Raw genomic sequence first — 21,647 nt, forward strand, 5'->3', positions numbered from 1 at the left:
CGAATCATGCCCCCCATTCCGCGCTACCGCGCCCAACAGAGCCAAGCCTTCCTCGCAACTTTCCTCTCGGCAGGGTTCCGCCCCTTTTTTCTCTTCGCGGCGCTCTGGGCCGCCGTCGCGCTGCCCCTTTCGATCGCTTATTTCGAGATGGCCGCTGAACTGCCGACGCGATTCTCACCCAGCATCTGGCACCCGCACGAGATGGCCTTCGGTTTCGGTGGCGCGGTTGTGGCGGGATTTCTACTCACGGCGATCCCCAATTGGACAGGGCGAATGCCCTTGCAAGGCGCGCCGCTCGCGGGTCTTGTCGCGCTATGGCTTCTCGGCCGCATTGCCGTCTTCTTCTCCGCGAGTGCGCCGGCGCCCGTCGCGGCAGTGCTCGATCTCGCTTTTCCGGCCGCGTTCTTCGTCGTCGTCGCGCGCGAGATTGTGACCGGGCGGAACTGGCGCAACCTTCCCATGGTGGTCGCGCTCGCCCTTCTCTTTGTCGGCAATATGCTCACGCATCTCGATGCGATGGATGTCGCTGAGACGGGCGCCCTTGGAGTGCGGTTGGGTATAGCGACACTCGCCATGCTCGTTGCGCTCGTCGGGGGACGCATCACGCCGAGCTTCACCCGCAACTGGCTGGCGAGAGCCTTGCCCGGCGCCGGCGTGCCCGCCCCTTTCGGCGCGCTCGACCGCGTCGCGCTCGCGGCGACGCTCGTGGCGCTCATCGCCTGGGTGGCGCTCCCGGACACCACGCCGACCGCTGTTCTTCAAATCCTCGCTGGCGCCGCGCTGCTTCTGCGGCTGGCGCGCTGGCGCGGCGCCCGCACGGGAGCGGAGCCGCTCCTCTTTGTGCTGCATCTGGGCTATGGCTGGCTTGCGCTGGGCCTGTTGTTCATGGGCGTCAACAAACTTTTCCCTCTCACGGATGCGACGACGTCGCTGCATACGCTTACTGCCGGCGCCATTGGGACCATGACGCTCGCCGTGATGACCCGCGCAACGCGTGGCCACACTGGCCGCCCGCTCGTCGCGGATCGTGGAACGGTGGCCATCTACATCGCCGTGACGCTCGCGGCGGCCCTTCGCGTCGGCGCGCCTTTTACGGGCGAATATTACTTTGTCGCCCTCGCGGTCGCAGCTGGGCTTTGGAGTCTAGCTTATGGGCTCTTCGTGCTGCTGTATTTCGGGATGCTGACGGGACCACGCGCGCGGGCCGACGCATAGGCGCCGGCGTCATGTCCGTCTCGGCGTGGAGGCGCTCAAAACGCCCGATGCCGCTGCTCAGCGCAGCCGCCAAGGACAAACGCGTCAGAATCATCGGCGGAACCTATCGCCTCGCGCTCCGATGGCTTGGGATCGATGGAGCCGCTTGCAATCGCGGTCGAATTGGTGACGGAAATTCTGTGCAACCTTTCGAATTCTGGATCCGCCTCCCGGGGCATCGTCTCGAAACCCGCGCATGACGCCGACATTCAATCATCGAGACAAATATCCGGCATTTTTCATGTAGCTGAGAGTTCTCTAGCAGGCCGTTGAAAAAGGGGTCTGCGTCGGCTTCATTCCGCTTCGCGCGGTGTTTTCAGGTCATGTCCGAGCCGGCTTACCTGGCTCGGAGGCGCGGGGCGCGCTTCCTCTCGTCCTCTTGCCTCACGCCGCGGCGAGCAGCTTTGGCAGCCGGATCAGATTATAGGCGGCGGCCGCGAAGGTGAAAGCGAAGCCCACTCGGTCGCATCCCCGAAACTTCGTCTTCTCCTGCCCGGCGACCGTCTTGATCCAGCCGAACCCCTCCTCGATTCGCTTGCGGATGCGCTGGCTGAGCCCGTAACCCTCGTGCCGCGTCGTGCGTCCATCGATGGCCGACGATCGGCCGCTGATGTTTTGCGCCACATGCGGCGTCACCCGCATCGAGCGCAGTTCGTTGACGAAGTCCTTGGCGTCATAGCCCTTGTCGGCCGCGAGGGTGATCCGCGTCGCGCGGTCGGCGCGCGGCTCGATCATGTGCAGCGCGGCGACGCGTTCGGCCTGGCCGTCGGCTTTGGTCAGGCACGCGTCGACGAACAGCGCGTTACGGTTCTCCATCAGCGCATGGCCGATAAAACACAGCTTCGCCTCCTTGCCGGCGCCCTTGCGGTAAAGCCGCGCCTCCGGGTCGCTCGTCGAGGCGTGCGTCTCGTTCGAACGCTTCTCGCCATGGAAATCCGCTTCGCGGTTGCGCCCGCCGCTGCCTGGAGGCGGATCGTCCGTCCCGTCCTTCGAGCTTTCGCCGGCGTCTTTCGGCGTGAAGCTCTTCATCGACGCCCAGGCTTCGATCAGCGTGCCGTCGACTGAGAAATGATCGTTGCTCAGGAGTCGCTTCACGCGCGGCTGCGCCAGCACGGCGGAAAGAAATTTCGCCGCGACGTCGCCGTCGAGCAGCCGGTCGCGATTCTTCGAGAATGTCGAATGATCCCAGACGGGATCGTCCACCCCGAGCCCCACGAACCAGCGAAACAAAAGGTCGAAATCCAGCCGCTCCATGAGCTGGCGCTCGGAGCGGATTGAATAGAAGGCTTGCAGCAGCATGGCGCGCAGCAGCTTCTCCGGCGGGATGGAGGGCCGCCCGGTCGCGGCGTAAAGCGCCGAAAACTCCCCGGCCAAAGCAGCCAGAGCCTCGTTCGCCAGATCGCGGATGACCCGTAGCGGATGCGCTTTCGAAACGCGCGACTCCAGGTCCACGTAGCTGAACAACGCCCCCGAGCGCGCGTCCTCACCCCGCATCCCAAGCCTCCCCTGTCCAAAAACAAGGGAATCATATCAGCGACGCTCAGGCGAGGGGTTTTTCAACAGCCTGCTAGCCCTCTCTGTGCCCATCTGGCCGGCCGAGAAAAGCTGCGGAGTAGCGGAAGATCCATTTTTTCCTGGAGGTCCGCCGTTCGAACGGAATCGTAGCGCTGGCTCCGGCAAACCCGTCGCCGCAGTCATCTAAAAGTTTCATGGGTGCGCCAACACCGCTCCAAATGGAGGGAGCAGTTCGCGCAAGCCGCTGCGCAAGAGCCGCGCCGCGTCGAACGGCTGGAAATAGAACTCGTGTCTCTGTCTTCTCCTGGACAGCCCCTGGCAGATCAGATGGCGGGAGAACAGCGGCTTGAGGCTGCTCTCCCCAATGATAAGGCAGCCGTAATGCCCGGCCACTTATTTCTTGGCGGCCTCAAGATGCGTCAGCGCTTCCTCGGCATGCTTCGTCGCGCTAGCGGCGTCCTTCTTCTTGCCCTCGGAAATGGCGGCGTTCAGGTGCGTGATGCCTTCCTTCGTGTGAGGGTTGGCCTTCTCTTTTTCCGCGGCGTCGGCGTGAGTAAGCGCCGCCTCGGCGTGCGTCACCAGTACGTCAGCGTGGCCTGCCTTGCCATGTTCGATCGCTTCCTTCGTATGCTTGATCGCTTCCCCAAGATGGTCTTCCGCGAGAGCCAAGCGTGGAGCAAAAAACGCAGCGAGGCCCAGGCCCAGCACGAGAATGAAAATTCTACGAGTCATTGAAATCCTCCCCGATGACGAGTCTCCCTCCCCTTTTAGAGGAGCGCATCTGGAGCATGAGCTAGTTCACGCTGGCTGGCAAGAAGCGGGGTTAAAACAAAACCGACGACGCGCAATAAGCGAAGCCGCTACTTTTGTTCCAAGTCTGGCATCCAGATAATCGCCGCCATGGTTAAGTCGCGGTTCATTGCTTCTGCTAACCGACCTCGCATCGGCAGACGGCGCAGGATCGCCCAAACGCACGTTTAGATACATTAGCACTACTTTGGCAGATTTTTGAGAGGTCCTGCACTTTTGGGATTGAACGAAGCCGCTATCGCGGCGGGAGGGGCGAGGTCGCGTGATTGGCCTCCTGTCTGAGAGGATTTGGGCGTTGCAACCCACCTCAGACAGGAGGTTTCCAGATGGCCGAGATCAGCCCTCTGCGTCGTCGCATGATCGAAGACATGACGGTCCGCAATCTTTCGCCGGCGACCCAGCAATCCTACATCCACGCCGTCGCGAGGTTCAGCCAATATTTCGGGCGTTCCCCTGATCGCCTCGGGCTGGAGGACGTCCGCGCCTACCAGGTGCATTTGATCTCGAAGAGCATATCCTGGGCGTCGCTCAACCAGATCGTCTGCGCGCTCCGCTTTTTCTACGGGGTGACGCTCGGCTGCGACGATCCCGGAGCGGATCGCCTATGCCCGCGAGCCGCGCAAGCTCCCGTCCGTGCTGAGCACCGACGAAGTGGTCCGTTTTCTCGAATCCGTCTCCAGCCTCAAAGCGCGCATCGCGCTCACCACAGCCTATGCCGCGGGACTGCGCGTGTCGGAGGTGATCGGCCTGAGGGTAGCCGACATCGACAGCGACCGCATGGTCATCCGGATCGAGCGCGGCAAGGGCGGCAAACGTCATGCTGTCTGAGCAATTGCTCAGCATTCTGCGCAGCTATTGGCGTCTCGCGCGGCCAGAGAGCTTCTTGTTTCCCGGTCGCGACAAGAATAAGCCGATCGAGCAAACCGTCCTGCACGCCGCCTGCCGTTCGGCGCGTGCGGCGGCTGGCATCGACAAGCGCGTGAGCGTCCATATCCTGCGACACAGCTTCGCGACGCATCTCCTGGAGAGCGGCGTCGACATTCGCATCATCCAGGTGCTGCTCGGCCACGAGCATCTGTCGACGACGGCGCGCAACACGCAGGTCTCGACGCATCTGATCAGCGGGACGAAGAGCCCCCTGGACCGCCTTTCCCTGGAGGTGACGCCGCCCGAGTGACCGGGCGTGGAGAGGCCGGCGATCGAGCTCGCCGACATCTTCCGCCGCCATGGCGATGCCTATCGTCGCGATCACGCCGGGCGTCTCGGCCGCGGCGAGCGACGCGTCATGGGCGCGATCGCGGCGTGCCGGACGGCGGCGCTCGGCGGCCATGTCGAGCAATGCGGCGATTGCGGCGCCAGACGCATCGCCTACAACTCCTGCCGGAACCGGCATTGCCCAAAATGCCAGGGCGCGGCGCGCGCCGCCTGGCTCGACGCGCGCAAGGCCGAGCTGCTGCCGGCGCCTTATTTCCATCTTGTCTTCACCCTGCCGCCGGCGGCGGCCGAGGTCGCCTTCCAGAACAAGAGGCTTCTCTACGCCGCGCTGATGCGCGCCGCCGCCGAGGCGACCATGACCCTCGCCGCAAATCCGAAGCGGCTCGGCGCCAGGATCGGCCTGCTCGCGGTTCTCCACACCTGGGGGCAGACGCTCACCCATCATCCCCATGTCCATTGCGTCGTCCCCGGCGGCGGCGTCTCGCTCGACGGCGAGCGCTGGATCGTTTGCAAGCCGGGCTTCTTCCTGCCGGTGAAGGCGCTGGCGCGCTTGTTCCGCCGATTGTTCCTCGCCACCCTGGAGGCGGCGTTCGACAAAGGCGAGCTTGGCTTTTTCGGCGAGTTGGCGCCGCTTTGCGATCCACGCGCTTTCGCCGAGCGCATCGTTGCGCTGCGCAAGACCGATTGGATCGTCTACGCCAAGCCGCCTTTCGGCGGCCCTGAGCAGGTGCTCGCCTATCTCGCGCGCTACACTCACCGCGCAGCGATCGCCAATTCGAGGCTGGTCGCAGCTGGCGACGACAACGTCGCTTTCTCTTACAAGGACTATCGCCGCCAGGGGCGCCGTCGGATCATGCGCCTTTCGCCCGACGAGTTTATTCGCCGCTTTCTGCTGCATGTGCTCCCCGACGGCTTTCACCGCATCCGCCATTATGGCCTTCTGGCCAGGGGCGACCGCGAGGAGCGGCTCGCGCTCTGTCGTCGGCTCGCCGCCGCCGAACATCCGGTCGAGCCGAAGGTCGGCACCCGCGAGGATCCGGCGACCACCGCAATTGGCGCCGCCTTCCCATGCCCCGACTGCGGCGGACTCATGCGCCGCATCGGCGTCGTTCCGCCCGCGAGGCCTCGACCGTTCCGATGCGACACGTCATGAGCCCGGCCATCACCCCCGCTCGGAACCCGGCACAACTCCCCCGTTTCGCTCATCGCACGATGCGCCGACGGGGCGCCGCCTCGCGCCGCGAGCGCGAAAATCTTCATCCACATGCCGCCGATACCGCGACAGACGGCCACGAATGTCGGCCCGCTCGAGCGCTTCCCGCCCATGCGCGGACTTCTCGTCTCCCGCCGCAAGCACCGGCGCCCACCGCGGCCCTGCTACCAACGACAACGAGACGCGCTTTCCCCATAGTGGCTAACGACCCGCGCCTTCGTTCAATCCGGCTCACATGGGGAGGTTCGCGTCAAGGGGGTTAGATTTAGTGGCGCATAAGTAAGACTCCTATTGCGGTTTCGGTATCCAAGGTCTGAGCCAGCTTCCGCGACCTGGTTTTTCCTCGCCAGATCAAACTCACATTCGGTCGCCGTTCGTGACGGCTGCGCCAATATCCCGCTTGCGGCGGGTGGGCTCAGGAAGACGAGACCATTCTTAAGTTCGGCGGTTCAGGCCATGCCGGATTTCGGTTCGTCTGCCCGGATCCGCCAGGACTGATCAGATTCCTGGACGATTGAGGATTTGGCTGGTGTACGTCATCAGGCGGCTTTCATCACGGCTCCCTCAATGACGACGCCGGAGGTCACACATTTCCACAGCGCCACCAGCAGTTTTCGCGCCAATGCCACGATAGTCGTTTTTTTGAGGCGGCCACTGTTGCGCCTGACCCGCTCTTTGAACCACACGGCCAGCGCCGAATATGGCTGATGCCGAAGCCATAGCCAGGACAACTGAATGAGCGTTGTTCGCAATCGCGGATTGCCGGCTTTAGACACGCCTTGTTCGTGATCGACCGATCCACTCTGCCAGGGTGTCGGCGCTAAGCCCGCATAAGAAGCGACCTGGCGTCGATTGTCGAAATGCCGGAATAGCCCTTCCGACCAGAGGACGGCGGCGAACTCTGGACCGATACCTTTGATGGTGAGCAACATTGCCGCCGGTTCTGGCGCCGCGACTCGTTTTTGCGTGGCAAGCAGCGTATCCCGCTCGGTCTCCACCGCCTTGATCTGCTCAAGCAGGAGCTCGAGCCGATCAAGTTCACGAGTGATTTGAGCCTTGAGATGCGGCGGCAATGGACGGCCATCGCCCGTCTTCAGCTCTTCGACCCGTCGTCGTCGATCGCGACGCAGCGGCTCGTAACCGGATACGCCCTGCGAGAACAGCAATCCTTTGATCCTGTTGATGTGCGAAACGCGCTCGTTGGTTAGCACCTTGCGCTCGCGACAAAGACGTCGGCGGTCTTCGTCCTCGGGGGTCGGCGCGTTGATCATCGCGCACACCCGAGGCTCGCCGCGCTTGTGCGCCAGCAGCGCGCGAAGCGGCGCCTCGCCATCGATCCTGTCGGTTTTCGCCCGTCGGCGCCGACGTGATGTCGCGATCGAGGCCGGATCGACGACATGGCTTTCAATCCCTTCTCTCTCCAGCACTCGATGAATCCAGAAGCCGTCCAACCCGGCTTCCTGAATGACGACGATCGGGAAGGATTTTCCAGTTCGCGCCGGCGCCTTCTGTCTGAGGTCCGAAAAGCGCGCCAACAGCGCGACGATGTCCCCAGCAGGCACAGCGTGCTTCGACATCTTCTCGTCACTGCCCGGCGACAGCGATGTGATCAACCAGGTTGAACGGCTCAATTCCATTGAGATGAAAATCGCGCCAATATCGATGCGGATAGCGTTCGGCGTTTCGTGTCGATTAGCTCCAACTTGCATGGTCGTCTCCAGAGTCGGTGTTCGCAACCTCACTCTGCCAGAGCGCCGGTCGCTCTCCACCTCCCCATGGGATCTTATGTGAGGTCCGCATCTCGCAAGTCGCAGCATCGCGCCCCGGACCTCACATAACCCTCCAGATTCCCTAGGATCGTTTTGCGTGATTCATGAGTGGTCGGCGTTTTGGAGGGCCGACCATGGACGAGAGCTGGAAGTCCGATCTCGAGCGGTGGCTCGCGCCTTTCATCGGCGCATTTCGGCACAAGACGCGGGCGCGCATGTGCCCGGTCTATGTTGCGGGGTTGATCGGCGCGGGTGATCGCAAGAGCGTGCAGCCCATGGCGGCGCGGGACGGCGACGTCGGCTATGACCAGCTCCATCACTTCATCGCCAGCGGCGTATGGGACGCAGAACCGCTGGAAAAGGCGCTGCTCGCCGAAGCCGACAGGATGGTCGGCGGCCCAGATGCATGGCTGATCGTCGATGATACGGCTTTGCCGAAAAAGGGCGCGCACTCGGTTGGCGTGGCGCCACAATACGCCTCGTCCCTCGGAAAGACGGCCAACTGTCAGTCATTGGTCTCGCTTACCCTAGCGTCGCGCGAAGTTCCGGTAATGGTGGGACTGCGGCTCTTCCTGCCCGAAAGCTGGACAAGCGATCCCCAGCGCATGGCGCAGGCGCGCATTCCGGAGAACAGGCAGGTCGCCCTGAGCAAGCCGGAAATTGCGATCGAGGAGATCGACCGCGTCATCGCCTCTGGGGTGCGCTTCGGCTGCGTCCTTGCAGATTCAGGTTACGGCTCTAGCGGGTCGTTTCGTCAGGCGCTGAGCGCGCGCGGTCTGCTGTGGGCGGTGGGGCTGTCACGGCGCCAGAACGTCTACCCGGCAGATGTCACGCTGGCCTTTCCTGTCGCAAAAACGGGGAAGCCGCGTAAATACCACATCCCTGAACAGCCGCCTGTCTCTGCTGAAGCCGCTTTGGGTGACGCGAATTGGCAAAAGGCCAGTTGGCGGCGGGGCACGAAAGGCCGCTTGACGTGTCTCTTCGCGGCTCGCCGCGTTCGCGTCGCCGATGGCCATAAGCACCGCATGCGCGACAATCGCGTGCAGTGCATGCCGGGCGACGAGGTCTGGCTTGTCGGCGAACGCCGATCGACGGGCGAGCAAAAATATTATGTGTCGAACTTACCAGCCAACGCGAGTCTGAGACAGCTCGCCGCCACAATCAAAGCCAGATGGGTCTGTGAGCAGGCCCATCAGCAGCTCAAGGAAGAACTCGGCCTCGATCACTTTGAAGGTCGGTCCTGGATTTGCTTACATCGACACGCCTTGATGACGATGATCGCCTACGCCTTCCTTCAATCCCGCCGCCTCAAGGCTGTGGGACGGAAAAAAAGAGTCGGAGGACCGCCGCCACAACCGTCCATGCCGGCCATTCGGCAAGCCATCCTTGACCTCTTCGCTCGGCAACCAACCACGCGATGTCCTCATTGCAATTGGCTACTCACCCAAACCGTCAAACCTAAACTGCCAAAGTAGTGTTAGCGCCCGCTCCATCGCGATTTCGGCGCGATGAATCACCGCTTTTCCGTGGAGATTCGACGGAGTGAAACTGGCGTCGTCGGCCAGGAACTCGCAAAGTAATTTAGTTTGCGAGGCGAGGCGCGTGGCAAGCGGATCGTTCGGAAGAAGATTCGTCAGTTCGTCTCGAAAAACGGAGACACAGCTTGGCTCCAACCCAATCACCGGTATGCCTGCTTCTATATCGTTCTCAATGGACTTCAGGGTTTTGCATAACACCTCTTTGGCCTGATCGAGAAGGCCGGACTCGTAGAGGGGTCGACCACAACACAATCTTTCCGTCGGGATTTCCACTTCATAGCCGGCGGCTTCGAGCACACGCACCGCTGCTTGAGCGGTTTGTGGCGCGAAATAATTGCTGAGCGTGTCGGGCCACAGTAAGACGCGCCGATTTGCTCCTCTCACGGTAGGTTTACGCCTCTTAAACCAGGCCTCGAACGAAGCGGGCGCCAGCTTTGGAAGCGTGGCTTTGGCGTGAAACCGGGCAATAACATTCACAAGGCGCCTGAGAGTCGGTCCGGAGACTTCATGATTGATTACAGAGCCTTCTGAGCATGAGGCGAATGGAGGCGAGGTGCAAGAAAGCGAGCGCCTTTCGATTGAGATTTTCCCAATCCTTGGCCAATCGGCGGCAGCGGCCCAGCCAGGATAAAGTTCGCTCAACAACCCAACGCCTGGGCAAGATCTCGAATCCTTTGGCTCTATCAGAACGCTTGACGATTTCTGTCACAAGACCCGGCAAGGCTTTCTTCTGCGCCTCGCGAAATTGTGGACCCTGATAGCCGCCATCGGCGAACATCTTTTGAAGAAATGGAAATTTTCCAAATAACGTGCTCAAGACGAGAATGCCGCCATCGCGGTCTTGAATGTCCGCGCTGTGAACGACGGCGTGAAGCAGCAAGCCTATCGTATCGACGAGAATATGCCGCTTTTTGCCTTTGACCTTCTTGCCCGCATCATAGCCATGCGGATCGATATAGCTCCCCCTTTTTCAGCGCTCTTCACGCTTTGGCTGTCGATGACCGCGGCAGTCGGACTGGCTTCGCGCCCTTCTGCTTCCCGACACCTGACGTAAAGCGCGTGGTGGATACGCTCCAACGTTCCGTCATATGTCCAGAGATCAAAATAGCCGTAAACTGTGCTTCTCGGTGGGAAGTCCTTCGGGATCGCGCGCCACTGACAGCCGGTTGATAGGACATACATCAGGCCATTGACCACCTCGCGTATGTTCACCGTGCGCTTGCCGCCGCCACGCCTTGCAGGCGGTATCAGAGGTCTGACAAATCGCCATTCCGCGTCCGTCAGATCGCTAGGATAGCGCAATTTGCTACGATCATAACGGCAGCGAGTTTCGTGCGTCCACATTCGGCGATCCCCAAAGAATCAGATCGCCTTTTGAATCATAACCGACTCATTCGACTCAACTTTTCTCCGGACGGACACTGAGGCCGGGCGCCTGCGTCGCAAAATTCAGGATTGGCGCTAGGGGTGACGCATAGGGCGCCCCAACGATGCACATAGCCAGCGAAATAAGCGGCGCGCGGGCGCCAATTCGCCTCGTAATAGTGAGAAAGGAATTCCGCCTTGTAGGTCGCCATGTCAACCTTTGCGGGACAATCTCCCTTGCAGCCTTTGCATTGCAAACAGAGATCCAGAGCTTCTTTCACATTGTTGTTGAACCAACCGCCGCCGAGCGCGCCGGCTCGGAAGAGCTCGAACAACAAATGGGCGCGCCCCCTGGTGGTATGTCTTTCATCGCGCGTCGCGATAAAGCTCGGGCACATGGTCCGCTTGTCCGATAGGCTTCGGCAGAGTCCGACGCCAAAGCAGCGCTCGACCGCTTGTGCGATGGAGCCTGCATCCTCTGGAAAGGCGAAATGCGTCTTCAGCTCTAACAGGCTGTTGAAAAACCCCTCGCACTGACGACGCTGTTGTGATTCCCTTCGCTTCAGGCAAGGGGGGCTTGGAATGCGCGGCGGGGACGAGCGGTCTGGGGCGCTATTCAGCTATGTGGACATGGAGGCGCGCGTTCCGCAAGCGCATCCCTTGCGAGTCATCCGCGACCTAGCGAACCAGGCACTCGCCGCTCTTGCCGGGGAATTTTCGGCGCTCTACGCCTCGACAGGCCGGCCCTCCATCCCGCCGGAGAAGCTGCTGCGCGCGATGCTGCTGCAAGCCTTCTACTCGATCCGCTCGGAGCGCCAGCTCATGGAGCGGCTCGATTTCGACTTATTGTTTCGCTGGTTCGTGGGGCTCGGGATCGACGATTCCGTCTGGGATCATTCGACCTTCTCCAAGAATCGCGACCGGCTGCTCGATGGCGACATCGCGGCGAAGTTTCTTGCCGCCGTGCTGGCGCAGCCGCGTGTGAAGCGGCTTTTGAGCAACGATCATTTCTCTGTCGATGGCACGCTGATCGAGGCTTGGGCGTCCATGAAGAGCTTCACGCCGAAGAGCGCGGGCGAAGGCGAGGCGAACCAAACGGACGATCCACCTTCGGGCGACGGCGGATCGCGCAACCGCGAAGCGGATTTCCATGGCGAGAAGCGTTCGAACGACACACATGCTTCAACGAGCGATCCGGACGCACGGCTTTATCGCAAGGGCGCTGGCAAGGAGGCGAAGCTGTGTTTCATCGGTCATGCGCTGATGGAGAACCGTAACGCTCTTTTCGTCGATGCCTGCCTGACGAAAGCCGACGGCCACGCCGAACGCGTCGCTGCGCTGCATATGATCGAGCCGCGGGCCGACCGGCCGAGGCGGATCACACTCGCGGCCGACAAGGGCTACGACGCCGAGGACTTCGTCAACGAGTTGCGCTCGATGCGGGTTACGCCGCATGTGGCGCAGAATGTGAGCGGCCGGTCATCTGCGATCGATGGGCGCACGACGCGGCATGGCGGCTACGGGCTCAGCCAGCGCATCCGCAAGCAGATTGAGGAGGGCTTCGGCTGGATCAAGACAGTCGCCGGGCAGGAGAAAACCAAGTTTCGAGGCTGCGACAGGGTGGGCTTCGCTTTCACCTTCGCGGCAGCCGCCTATAATCTGGTCAGGCTACCGAAGCTGCTCGCCGCAGCGTGAGATGAGAGACCGAAGCGCGCAAAGCGCGCGCGCTTCCGAGCCCTATCAACCGCGCCCACCTCCCCCCGAAAATCCGCTCCAGAGCGGAAGGCGGCGAGTAGCCCCTTTTTTCAACAGCCTGCTAAGGGTTGGTAATCGGGGCCCGTGCGGAGATTGTCATCGAGCGGATAAGGATCCACAACTTTGCCGGGGTTGAGTTTCCAATCAGGGTCCCAGATCGCTTTGAAGTCTCGGAACGCCTGCAAAAGGTCCGGCCCATACATTCGATCAAGGAGTTCCGCTTTTAATTGGCCGTCGCCATGCTCCCCGGACAGCGAACCGCCATAGGCCGAAACGAGATCGGCTCCGTCCTGCATGAACCGACGAAACTTCGCAACGCCCGGCTCGCTCTTCAGATCAAAGTTGAATCTCGTGTGAACGCAGCCTTGCCCGAAATGGCCGTACAGCGTGCATCGATACTGATAGCGATTGATCAGTTTTTGGAAGTCTCTCAGATAGGCTCCAAGCTTTTCAACGGAGACCGCCGTATCTTCCCAAGAAGGCCACGTATCTTCCTTCCCCGGCAGGCGGCTCGCGCCGAGGTCTGCTTCGCGAATGATCCAGATCGCTCGTTGGTCGGCGGGATCGCTGAAGGCGCGCATGTCCGCTTTGTCGCTGCCTCTCTTCAGCTCGCCCAGCGCAGCATGGGCCCGGGCTGTCGCCTCACCTTGGGTTTCTCCGCCAAACTCGGCAAGCAGCTTCAGCCTGCCCTCGGGCAGCAGCCTGCGTCCCGGAGGATCCTCGTCTTTGCGCTTGAGATTTTCGAGAACCCTGATATCGAACCCTTCGAGCGCAATTGGCCCGGTTTGCAGAATTTCGGGTGCGTGGTCTCCCGCCGTGCCCCAATCCGGGTAGCCGATGAGCAGCAACGCCCGAAAACCGGGATTTGGTAAAAGCCTTAGGGTGGCTTCGAGAGTTAAGGCGCAGGTGCCTTCCGATCCAACCAGGGCCCGAGCGACGTGGAAACCATTCTCGGGGATTTGAGGGTATTGCTGTCTGACCTACTCGGACACGGCATCTATCAGAGCCTTGAGTTTCGCGTAGATCTCGCTCTTTCGGCCGCCAGCGCGGACGATTTGGGCAAATGCATCCTGAGCCGTTTCTCCAACCCTTAGCCGTTCGCCGCCATAGGTTATGATTTCAAGCTCGCAGGTGTTATCGACGGTTTTGCCGCCCATGACCGAGTGGGCTCCGCAGCTGTTATTTCCGATCATCCCGCCCAGCGTGCAATATTCGTGGGTGGCTGGATCCGGCGCGAATGTCAGACCGTGCTGTTCGGCGGCGTTGCGGAGATCATCGAGAATAACCCCCGGCTCAACCCGCGCCGTGCGACTGTGCGGGTCAATATCAAGCACCCTGTTCATATATTTCGAAAAGTCGATGACAACGGCGACATTGCAGGCTTGGCCGGATAGGCTGGTGCCGCAGCCGCGGCCGAGGATCGGAACGTCATGTTCGTGGCATGCGTCAACAGTCGCAACCACATCATCCTTATGCCGAGGGATCACCACCCCGACCGGCACATGGCGATAAATGGAAAGGTCGTGTGTGTAGAGCGCGCGACTTGCATCGTCAAATAGCACTTCTCCTTCGACGGAAGATTGCAAGCGGTGGGCAAGCTCCCGCACACTGCCACGGCTGATTGCGCGTGAAACGTCGGCAGCTTTCACTCTCTCCTCCTGCGACTCGTCATGGCTGAGGAATTAGCCAAATTAGTTAGGGGATGGAGACGCTCAAAGAAGCGCCGCACGGACATCCATGCAATTAACGTAACGGCGCCTTGAGTAGTGATCGTATGCCGGTTTTGAACCTTGCATGGCTTTGACCACGCATTGTCGGTGGACCCTACCCCAAACTGGAACCGGGCTCGGGGATCGTCCGTTATCTTTTGGCAGGTCAAAGGGACGTCAATGAAAGCGGTCGCACGGACGCTCTCATGATATAGGGTCAAAGGACTCGCCCAGAGCCGCCCAACCCGCATCTGGGGCAAACCGAGAGCCGTGCTTTTGCGATAATCCTTGCAAAGCGGTGACAACGGCCTCTGCACCGCGTGTTTTGGCATAGTGCAAAGGCCCGCCTCGGAAAGGCGCAAAGCCAGTTGCAAAGATCATCGCCACGTCGATGAGATCCTGATCAGCTACGATTCCCTTTCGAAGACACTCGACGCAAGCATTCACAAGAGGCAAAACGAGCCGGTCGGTCATGGCGTCGTCGGGCTCTGGCGCGGCGTCGCGCTTTTTCGGCTTGCCGGCCGAATATTCGTAAAGGCCCTTGCCAGATTTGAGCCCGAGCTCGCCTTTTTTTACCTTGTCGCGCAACCAGGTCGGGACCTCCGGCAAGAGATCAACGGACTCTTTCAGTCTGTCGGCGACCTCGAGACAAATATCCAGTCCGACACGGTCGGCGACCTCGGCTGGCCCCATGGGCATGCCGAAACGCAAGGCGGCTTCGTCGATGGTTTCAGGCCATACGTCTTCGTCTAACATGGTGAGCGCCTCGAGAAGGTAGGGTGTGAGCGCACGGTTGACGAGAAAACCGGGCGCGCTCGCAACCGACGCCGGGAGGCGGTCGATGCGCCCGCAGAAAGACCGTGCTCTAGCGACCGCGTCGTCGCTCGATTGATCGTGGCGGACAAGTTCAACCAGTTCGAGGCTGGCGACCGGATTGAAGAAATGCAGACCGACCAAGCGGTCGGGCCGCTGGAGCCCTTGCCGCAGTTCCTCGAGAGGAATGCTCGACGTGTTCGTCGCTAATACCGCCTCGCGCCTCATGCGCGGCTCCATGGCCCGGAACACATCATGCTTGATGTCGAGACGCTCTGGCACGGCCTCGATGACGATATCGGCGCGCTCTACTCCAAGATTATTGAAATCAAGGATGAGACGATCAAGCGCGTGCCGTCTCTCGGCGGGGGCGTCGAGCTTGCGCGAGAAAAGGTCGCTCGCTCGCTTGGCGATCTTGGCGAGACCAGTATGATCCAGGTCGCTGATCGAAACTTCTAATCCTTTCAGCGCGCACCATGCGGCGATATCGCCCCCCATCACGCCGGCTCCGATGACGTGCACATGACGCAAATCAGAGTGGTCTGCCGCAAGCTTCTTCAGTTTCTCGTGCAAGAAAAAAACGCGGATGAGATTTTGTGCGGTATCGCCAACGAGGAGATCGGCAAATGATTCGCGCTCCTTTTGGAACAGATCCGCCGCTCCGCCGTGCCGCGCCCAGAGATCGATGAGCGCGTAAGGCGCGGGATAGTGCTCCTGCCGCGCTTTCTCTTGAGTTTTGGCGCGCATCTTTTCAGCGGCGTATTTTCGGACTGGCGCCAATGAAAGCGCACGCGCTCTCAATCCTCCGCCCGACCGTTTGATTTTGCCGGCGACCGCCGCCCGCGCGGCCGCCAGGATGTGACGCTCCTCGGTGACGAGATCAACGAGCCCGACCGCTTTCGCCTTGGGGGGTGAGATCGATCTGCCCGTGAGCATCATCGTCATCGCTTCCAAAGGATCGATCAACCGCGTGAGGCGCGCCGTGCCGCCAAGGCCTGGGTGAAGGCCGAGCTTGATTTCCGGAAATACGAAGGATGCTCCCCTCAGGGCCAGGCGATAGTCGCAGGCGAGCGCGAGCTCCAGTCCGCCGCCTAGGCAAAACCCATGGATCACGGCGACGGTCGGAAATGCGAGGGCGTCCAGCCTGTTGACGACAGCTGCGGCCCGATTGAGGCGGACCTTTATTTTCTTCGCGTCTCGCATCCCACGTAAATCAGCGATGTCGGCGCCGGCGATGAAGCCGGAGCGCTTGCCAGATCGCAAGACAAGCCCCTTAGCTGGCCGGGCCTCGAGCTGGCCGAGACATTCATCGAGTTCCGACAGGACGGCCTCGGAGAGCGTGTTTACGCTCTCCCCCGCGCGGTCCAAGATCAGCCAGGCGACGTCGTCCGCGTCTCGCTTCAACAGCCAGTTCTTGCCTTTCCAGGACGGCGCGATCCCCGGCCCCATCTCCAATTCTCGCCCTTGAAGCGCAGACCAGACCGTGCCAGCCATCGGTTTCTCCATCTCAGGCTGCTTCGAGCAACATGGCTCCCCCCTGCCCGCCGCCGATGCACTCCGTCGCGAGCCCGCGCCTGAAGTTGAGGCGCTTCAGCGCTTTGGCGAGGTGCAGCGTGATGCGGTTGCCGCTGGCGCCAACAGGGTGACCGAGGCTGATGGCTCCGCCGTCGACATTGAGACGGTCGCACTCGATCCGGCCGAAGGTCGTTTGGAGGCCCAGCACGGTTTTGCAGTAGCTCTCGTCTTCCCATGCGGCGAGGCAGGCGAGGATCTGCGCCGCAAACGCCTCATTGATCTCCCAGAGGTCGACATCTTCGCGGGCGAGACCGTTGCGTTCGAGAAGCGCAGTCGCGCAGAGCGTCGGCGCCAGTCCCATGATCGACGGGTCGAGCGCGGACCATTCGGAATCGACGATGCGCGCCAGCGCATCGAGCTTGTGCTCCGCGACTGCCGTCTCGGAGGCAAGGATTATCCAGGAGGCGCCATCGGTAATCTGCGAGCTATTGCCAGGAGTGACCTTTCCGTACGGCTTCTCAAACGCTGGCGAAAGCCCGGCCAGCTTCTCGACCGAGGTGTCGGGACGCACGCCGTCGTCCTTCTCGTAGAGCTTCCCGTCCCTGTCCGCCATCGGGACGACCTCCCCCATGAGCAGGCCGGCCTCCTGGGCATGCGCCAAGCGCCTGTGGCTCTCGACCGCGTAGCGATCCGCGTCTTGGCGCGAGATGGCGAATAGATGCGCGAGAAGCTCAGCCGTCTGCCCCATATTCAAACCCACGATCGGATCGGTCAGCCCTCGCTCTAGCCCAATGATGGGCTTCATAAAACGTGGCCGCAGCTCGCCGAGCCGCTTGGCCTTGTCCCAGATCGTTTTTGCCGCCGAAAATCGACCGAACCATTCGACAGCCTCCCGCCGCAGGACCAGCGGCGAATGCGAGAGGGCTTCGGCGCCTCCAGCAAGAATGACGTCGGCGGCCCCGTCCTGGATGTAGCGATAGGCCGTGTCGATCGATTGCATGCCAGAGCCGCAGTTGATCTGCACCGTGAACGCGACCATGTCTTCGCCGAGGCCAAGACGCAGCGCGGCGACGCGGGCCGGGTTCACTTCCTCGGCGATCACGTTAACGCACCCGAGGATGACCAAGTCGATGGCCGCTGCCACGGACGGGTGGCGCAACAGCAACGGCCGGCCGCATTGCACTGCGAGATCGACGGGCGTGAACGGCCCGGGCCGCCCGCGCGCCTTGATAAAGGGCGTGCGCGCGCCGTCGATGATATAGACCGGCCGCTTCACGCCATTTTTGCGCTGGAAGCGCTGTGCCGCCCCCGCCATTGCAGTTCGTCCTTTTCTGCGAGCAGAGCGAGCTCACGAGGATCGAAATCATCAACCGCGATCACAGAAGAAACCTCGGCGTCTGTTGCGCGTAGCCTCTCCGCCTCGCTTATGCCGATCACGCTTTGTCGCAGGCCCTCCTCAGTAGAATCGATCTTTGCCTCGCGCAGCCGACGACGCAGCGGCGCCGTTTCGACGGTGAGGCCGAAGGCCCGCTCCAGTTGCGCGACCGCATCATTGCTACACCCCCGGAAAACATCGGCCGTGAGCCGATCGCGCGCCTCGCCTGGTTGCACCAAGATCGCCGCACAGCGCCGCGCCAGTTCGTCCGACGGTCCGATTTGTCTCCGGCCAAATGGCTGGATAATCGCCCCGGCGATTAGCGCCACGATCCTATTTGGAAAATTAGCGAGCGTTTCGGCGAAAAGCGTTTCGATCCGACGGAGTCCTGCCGCAACGCAGTAGTCGACGAGCGGCTCGTCGGATTCATTCCGACCTTCGTCTTCGAAGCGTTTGAGCACAGCCGAAAGAAAATAGAGCTCGGATAGAACATCGCCCAACCGCGCCGATATCATTTCTCTCCGTTTGAGCTGGCCGCCGAGCGTGATCAGCGCCAAATCGGCAATCAGCGCGAAAGACGCCGCATCGCGCGACAGTTGCTTGTAATACGCCGCCATCGGGCCTGCCTTGGGCGAGGGGCCAATACGGCCGCCACTCCAATTTCGGACAAAGGCGCGGCCGAGATTGGCGAAGAAGTGGCCGACGTGGCGCCAGAGCGCCCGATCGAATTGTTCTATCCCTTTGTCAGGGTCGGCCAGCGCGCCCATTTCCTCGAGGAGATAGGGATGGCAACGGATTGCGCCCTGCCCGAAGATGATGAGGCAGCGGGTCAATAAGTTTGCGCCTTCGACAGTGACGGCGATGGGTGTTGTTCGATGTAAATTGCCCAAATAATTTCGCGGTCCATCCATGACCGCTTTCCCACCATGGAGATCCATCGCCTCCTCCACCGCCTCGCGCATGCGCTCGGTGGCGTCGGACTTCATGATGGCCGATATGACGGCTGGCTTATAACCCTGATCCAAAGCGGCGCAGGTCAATCGTCGTGCCGCGTCGATGCGGTACGTCGTCGCGGCAAGATGGCCGAGGCGATCTTGCACGCCTTCGAGGTCGCCAATGGGGATGCCGAACTGTTCGCGAATTCGCGCATAAGCGCCAGTTGAGCGCGCGCTGAAAGCGGTGGCGGCGCCCGCGAGGCTTGGTAGAGAAATTCCCCGCCCAGCGGCCAGCGCGCTCATCGTCATCTTCCAACCGGCGCCGATTTGCTCTCTTCCGCCAACGACCCAATCGAGCGGCGCGAACACGTCGCGTCCTTGGTTTGGGCCATTCTGAAACGCCTGAGACGCCGGCAGGTGGCGTCTGCCGATTTCGACGCCCGGGGCGTTGGCCGGCACAAGCGCAACAGTGATGCCGAGGTCTTCCTCGCCGCCGATGAAGGCAAGCCCGAGCACCGTGGCTATCGGACCAAGCGTGATGTAGCGTTTGCGCCAATTAAGCCGCAGGCCGAGCGCGCGCGCGCCATTATGGTCCGCGTAGCAAACGACCCCGCTATCTGTCATGGAGGCGGCGTCCGAGCCTGCTTCCGGGCTGGTAAGGCAAAAACACGGGATTTCGCGGCCGTCCGCCAAGCGGGGAAGCCAATAGGCTTTTTGTTCGTCGGTCCCGAATTGGACCAGCAACTCTCCCGGACCGAGGGAATTGGGGACCATGACAGTGACGGCGGCGGTCACGCTACGGGTGCTGATCTTACGGATCACTTGCGAATGCGCGTAGGCTGAAAACCCCAAGCCGCCATACTCGGTTGGGATAATCATTCCGAAGAATTTGTGCCGCTTCAGGAAGTCCCAGACGTTAGCGGGAAGATCTCGCCATTCGAACTGGATTTTCCAATCATCGAGCATCCCGCACAGTTCCTCCACGGGCCCGAGGAGGAACGCCTGCTCAGCAGGGCCCAAGCGCGCCGGCGGCGTGTCGAGAAGCTTTTTCCAATCTGGGTCGCCGGTGAACAGCTCCGCGTCCCACCATACGTCACCCGCCTCGATCGCCTCGCGCTCGGTAGCGGACATTTGTGGCAGAGCGCCACGGGCCCATCTGTAAATGGGCTCTGAGAGTAGTTTCCGCCTGATGTGTTCTAAGCTCAAGCGTTTCGTCCCATCAGATTGGAATGCCCGATTGTGTATTATTCCGCCCCGAGCGCAGCCGCGACAACCCGGGCATCGCGTTATGGTAGACTTAGGGCGATCACCAAAAAGCTGCCACGCAAAACCAGCGCGTTCTATGGCAACGCGGGCAGAACCTTTTCCTCGAACTTACGGAGCGCGAGCTCAGATCAAAGCCACTGACGTTTTCATTCTGCTGTCCTCTGAGACACAACTGCCGAGGAAAACCGTCTTTGTTCCTTCAGGTTAGCGCAGCCAGCTTCCCTGGCGCCTTCACACCACTGGGCGGGGCAGCCAAGAGAAGGGCTACGACGGGCGCACTATCATGCGGGACGCCTGGAACCGCGTCCGTGGCGCGAAGCGCCTCGGCAGCGCGCGCTGCTTGCCTACGGCATAGCAGGCAACGAACATAACGCGAGCAAGCTACGCCGGGTCTCTACGGACCTTCCGGCGTGCGCGGGGACGTCCCTTGTCTTTTTGAGGGATTCTATCATGTGATATTTTGACGGGGGGCCGAGGGAACCCTTCAACCATGCATCCCTTCGGCCAGATCATATTGAACGCCATGGGCGTAGCTATCGTTATGCTGTTCGGTCTCAGGATAGCAAAGGTGTTAATTGCGGTCGCCGCAGCGGCGTTCGCCACCAACTAGCGAAGCTATCTGCTAACCGACTTTGCTCGCCGTCGGCCGTGCCGCGCGAGGAAATGGCGCACCGGAACGGGATACTTAGCGCTGCAAGTCTTATGGTCGGGGCCCCGGCGGCGGAAGACGCCGTCAGACGGGCTCAGGCGCTGCCGCGACTCGCCATCGGGCTTCATGTCGTCCTGGTGGATGGGGTCCCGACGCTTCCGCCCCACGAAATCCCAGATCTGGTCGACGAAAGAGGCCAGCTTCGCAACGATCTCGCGAAGCTCGGCCTTGACATCGCTTTCCGGCCGAAGGTGCGATCGCAGTTGAGACAGGAGATCCGAGCGCAGTTTGAGGCCTTTACCGCGAGCGGCATGGCGCTCAGCCACGTCGATGTTCACAAGCACTATCACCTGCATCCAGACGTAGCCGCCGACATCATTTCGATTGGGCGAGAGTTTGGCATGCGATCGCTGCGGGCGCCATCCGAACCGCGGAGCGTTCTCGAGGCAATCGACAAACAGGACATTCGTTCGTCCTGGATGCTCGCTCCCTCGGTGGCGTTTTTGAAGCGACAGGCGCGTCGGGCAGGGCTAATGACCGCTGACGCCGTCTTCGGCTGGGCGTGGTCTGGCGCCTTGAACGAAAGGCGCATGATTGGGCTTCTCTCTCAGATCCCGAGACCGGCGTTGACCGAGATATATTGCCATCCTGCAATAAGGGATGATTTCCGAGGACACGCGCGGGGGTACGGCTATCGAATCGAACTCGACGCCCTTTTGTCGGCCAGGGTGGCGGCGGCGCTCGGAGAAAGCGGCTTTACGCTATGCACATACAACGACGTTTGCAGGCCGGACACACAGGGGCGCCATTCTGTACCTGACACGCTAACGCGGTCACGCTACTCTTTATGGCATCAAATCGAGGCCCCAGACTGGTCCGAAGTCGCCATCGCGCCAGTAGGCGGCGCCAAGGATGAGAGCAGAAGTTTTGGATGCTGCTGATCGAATGAGA

15 protein-coding genes and 2 pseudogenes are annotated in these 21,647 nt (G+C 61.4%); 6 read left to right on the forward strand and 11 right to left on the reverse strand.

Annotation, left to right across the window (positions count from 1 at the left end):
* Window positions 1–6 precede the first annotated feature (6 nt).
* The gene (locus WOC76_RS01490; protein ID WP_341103004.1) at window positions 7–1,215 is read left to right on the forward strand and encodes an NnrS family protein; all 1,209 of its coding nucleotides are present in this window, start codon (window positions 7–9) and stop codon (window positions 1,213–1,215) included.
* A gap of 423 nt (window positions 1,216–1,638) precedes the next feature.
* On the opposite strand, the gene WOC76_RS01495 is transcribed toward WOC76_RS01490, so the two are convergent.
* Both WOC76_RS01495 and smbP read right to left on the reverse strand, forming a co-directional pair.
* Window positions 1,639–2,748, reverse strand: coding sequence for an IS5 family transposase (locus WOC76_RS01495; RefSeq protein WP_341389970.1), 1,110 nt, complete (start codon window positions 2,746–2,748; stop codon window positions 1,639–1,641).
* Window positions 2,749–3,162: 414 nt separating this feature from the next.
* Window positions 3,163–3,501 (reverse strand): small metal-binding protein SmbP, encoded by a 339-nt coding sequence (smbP, locus tag WOC76_RS01500; protein ID WP_341103005.1) that lies wholly within the window; start codon window positions 3,499–3,501, stop codon window positions 3,163–3,165.
* A gap of 404 nt (window positions 3,502–3,905) precedes the next feature.
* Between smbP and WOC76_RS01505 the strand changes: the two are divergent.
* Window positions 3,906–4,756 (forward strand): annotated as a pseudogene (locus WOC76_RS01505) (site-specific integrase).
* A 6-nt stretch (window positions 4,757–4,762) separates the two neighbouring features.
* Complete coding sequence (locus WOC76_RS01510) at window positions 4,763–5,947, forward strand: IS91 family transposase (protein ID WP_341103007.1); 1,185 nt, start codon at window positions 4,763–4,765, stop codon at window positions 5,945–5,947.
* A gap of 599 nt (window positions 5,948–6,546) precedes the next feature.
* Here WOC76_RS01510 and WOC76_RS01515 read toward each other — a convergent pair.
* On the reverse strand, window positions 6,547–7,716 hold the full coding sequence (locus tag WOC76_RS01515) for an IS110 family transposase (protein WP_341103009.1): 1,170 nt from the start codon (window positions 7,714–7,716) through the stop codon (window positions 6,547–6,549).
* A 157-nt stretch (window positions 7,717–7,873) separates the two neighbouring features.
* Between WOC76_RS01515 and WOC76_RS01520 the strand changes: the two are divergent.
* Window positions 7,874–9,166, forward strand: a pseudogene (locus WOC76_RS01520) (IS701 family transposase).
* Window positions 9,167–9,212: 46 nt separating this feature from the next.
* On the opposite strand, the gene WOC76_RS01525 reads toward WOC76_RS01520, so the two are convergent.
* The 3 genes from WOC76_RS01525 to WOC76_RS24195 form a co-directional block, all read right to left on the reverse strand.
* Window positions 9,213–9,791, reverse strand: coding sequence for a (Fe-S)-binding protein (locus tag WOC76_RS01525; RefSeq protein WP_341103012.1), 579 nt, complete (start codon window positions 9,789–9,791; stop codon window positions 9,213–9,215).
* Between the two features lie 28 nt (window positions 9,792–9,819).
* Window positions 9,820–10,658 (reverse strand): IS5 family transposase gene (locus WOC76_RS01530; RefSeq protein ID WP_445928448.1). Its coding sequence is split into 2 segments (ribosomal slippage): window positions 9,820–10,247 and window positions 10,247–10,658, totalling 840 coding nucleotides; the frame shifts between segments, so codons are not numbered across the junction.
* A 35-nt stretch (window positions 10,659–10,693) separates the two neighbouring features.
* On the reverse strand, window positions 10,694–11,299 hold the full coding sequence (locus WOC76_RS24195) for a 4Fe-4S dicluster domain-containing protein (protein WP_445928452.1): 606 nt from the start codon (window positions 11,297–11,299) through the stop codon (window positions 10,694–10,696).
* Here WOC76_RS24195 and WOC76_RS01535 point away from each other — a divergent pair.
* Window positions 11,262–12,374, forward strand: coding sequence for an IS5 family transposase (locus WOC76_RS01535; protein ID WP_341102391.1), 1,113 nt, complete (start codon window positions 11,262–11,264; stop codon window positions 12,372–12,374). The two genes, WOC76_RS24195 and WOC76_RS01535, sit on opposite strands and share 38 nt — an antisense overlap.
* A gap of 110 nt (window positions 12,375–12,484) precedes the next feature.
* On the opposite strand, the gene WOC76_RS01540 is transcribed toward WOC76_RS01535, so the two are convergent.
* The 5 genes from WOC76_RS01540 to WOC76_RS01560 form a co-directional block, all read right to left on the reverse strand.
* Window positions 12,485–13,282, reverse strand: a complete 798-nt coding sequence (locus WOC76_RS01540; RefSeq protein ID WP_341102394.1) for an FAD-binding oxidoreductase — start codon at window positions 13,280–13,282, stop codon at window positions 12,485–12,487.
* Between the two features lie 132 nt (window positions 13,283–13,414).
* Window positions 13,415–14,083: an FAD-binding oxidoreductase gene (locus WOC76_RS01545; protein ID WP_341102398.1), complete on the reverse strand. Its 669-nt coding sequence runs from the start codon at window positions 14,081–14,083 to the stop codon at window positions 13,415–13,417.
* A 264-nt stretch (window positions 14,084–14,347) separates the two neighbouring features.
* A complete protein-coding gene (locus WOC76_RS01550) occupies window positions 14,348–16,450 on the reverse strand; it encodes a 3-hydroxyacyl-CoA dehydrogenase NAD-binding domain-containing protein (protein ID WP_341431238.1) in 2,103 nt (700 codons plus the stop codon).
* 13 nt (window positions 16,451–16,463) lie between these two features.
* Window positions 16,464–17,747, reverse strand: coding sequence for an acetyl-CoA C-acetyltransferase (locus WOC76_RS01555; RefSeq protein ID WP_341431245.1), 1,284 nt, complete (start codon window positions 17,745–17,747; stop codon window positions 16,464–16,466).
* Complete coding sequence (locus tag WOC76_RS01560) at window positions 17,744–19,987, reverse strand: acyl-CoA dehydrogenase (RefSeq protein ID WP_341389964.1); 2,244 nt, start codon at window positions 19,985–19,987, stop codon at window positions 17,744–17,746. The genes WOC76_RS01555 and WOC76_RS01560 overlap by 4 nt, the downstream gene beginning before the upstream one ends.
* A gap of 762 nt (window positions 19,988–20,749) precedes the next feature.
* On the opposite strand from WOC76_RS01560, the gene hpnK reads away from it, so the two are divergent.
* A complete protein-coding gene (gene hpnK / locus WOC76_RS24200; protein WP_445928449.1) occupies window positions 20,750–21,637 on the forward strand; it encodes a hopanoid biosynthesis-associated protein HpnK in 888 nt (295 codons plus the stop codon).
* The last annotated feature ends 10 nt before the right edge of the window (window positions 21,638–21,647 follow it).

Source organism: Methylocystis sp. IM3 (assembly GCF_038070105.1).
Classification (GTDB): Bacteria; Pseudomonadota; Alphaproteobacteria; order Rhizobiales; family Beijerinckiaceae; genus Methylocystis.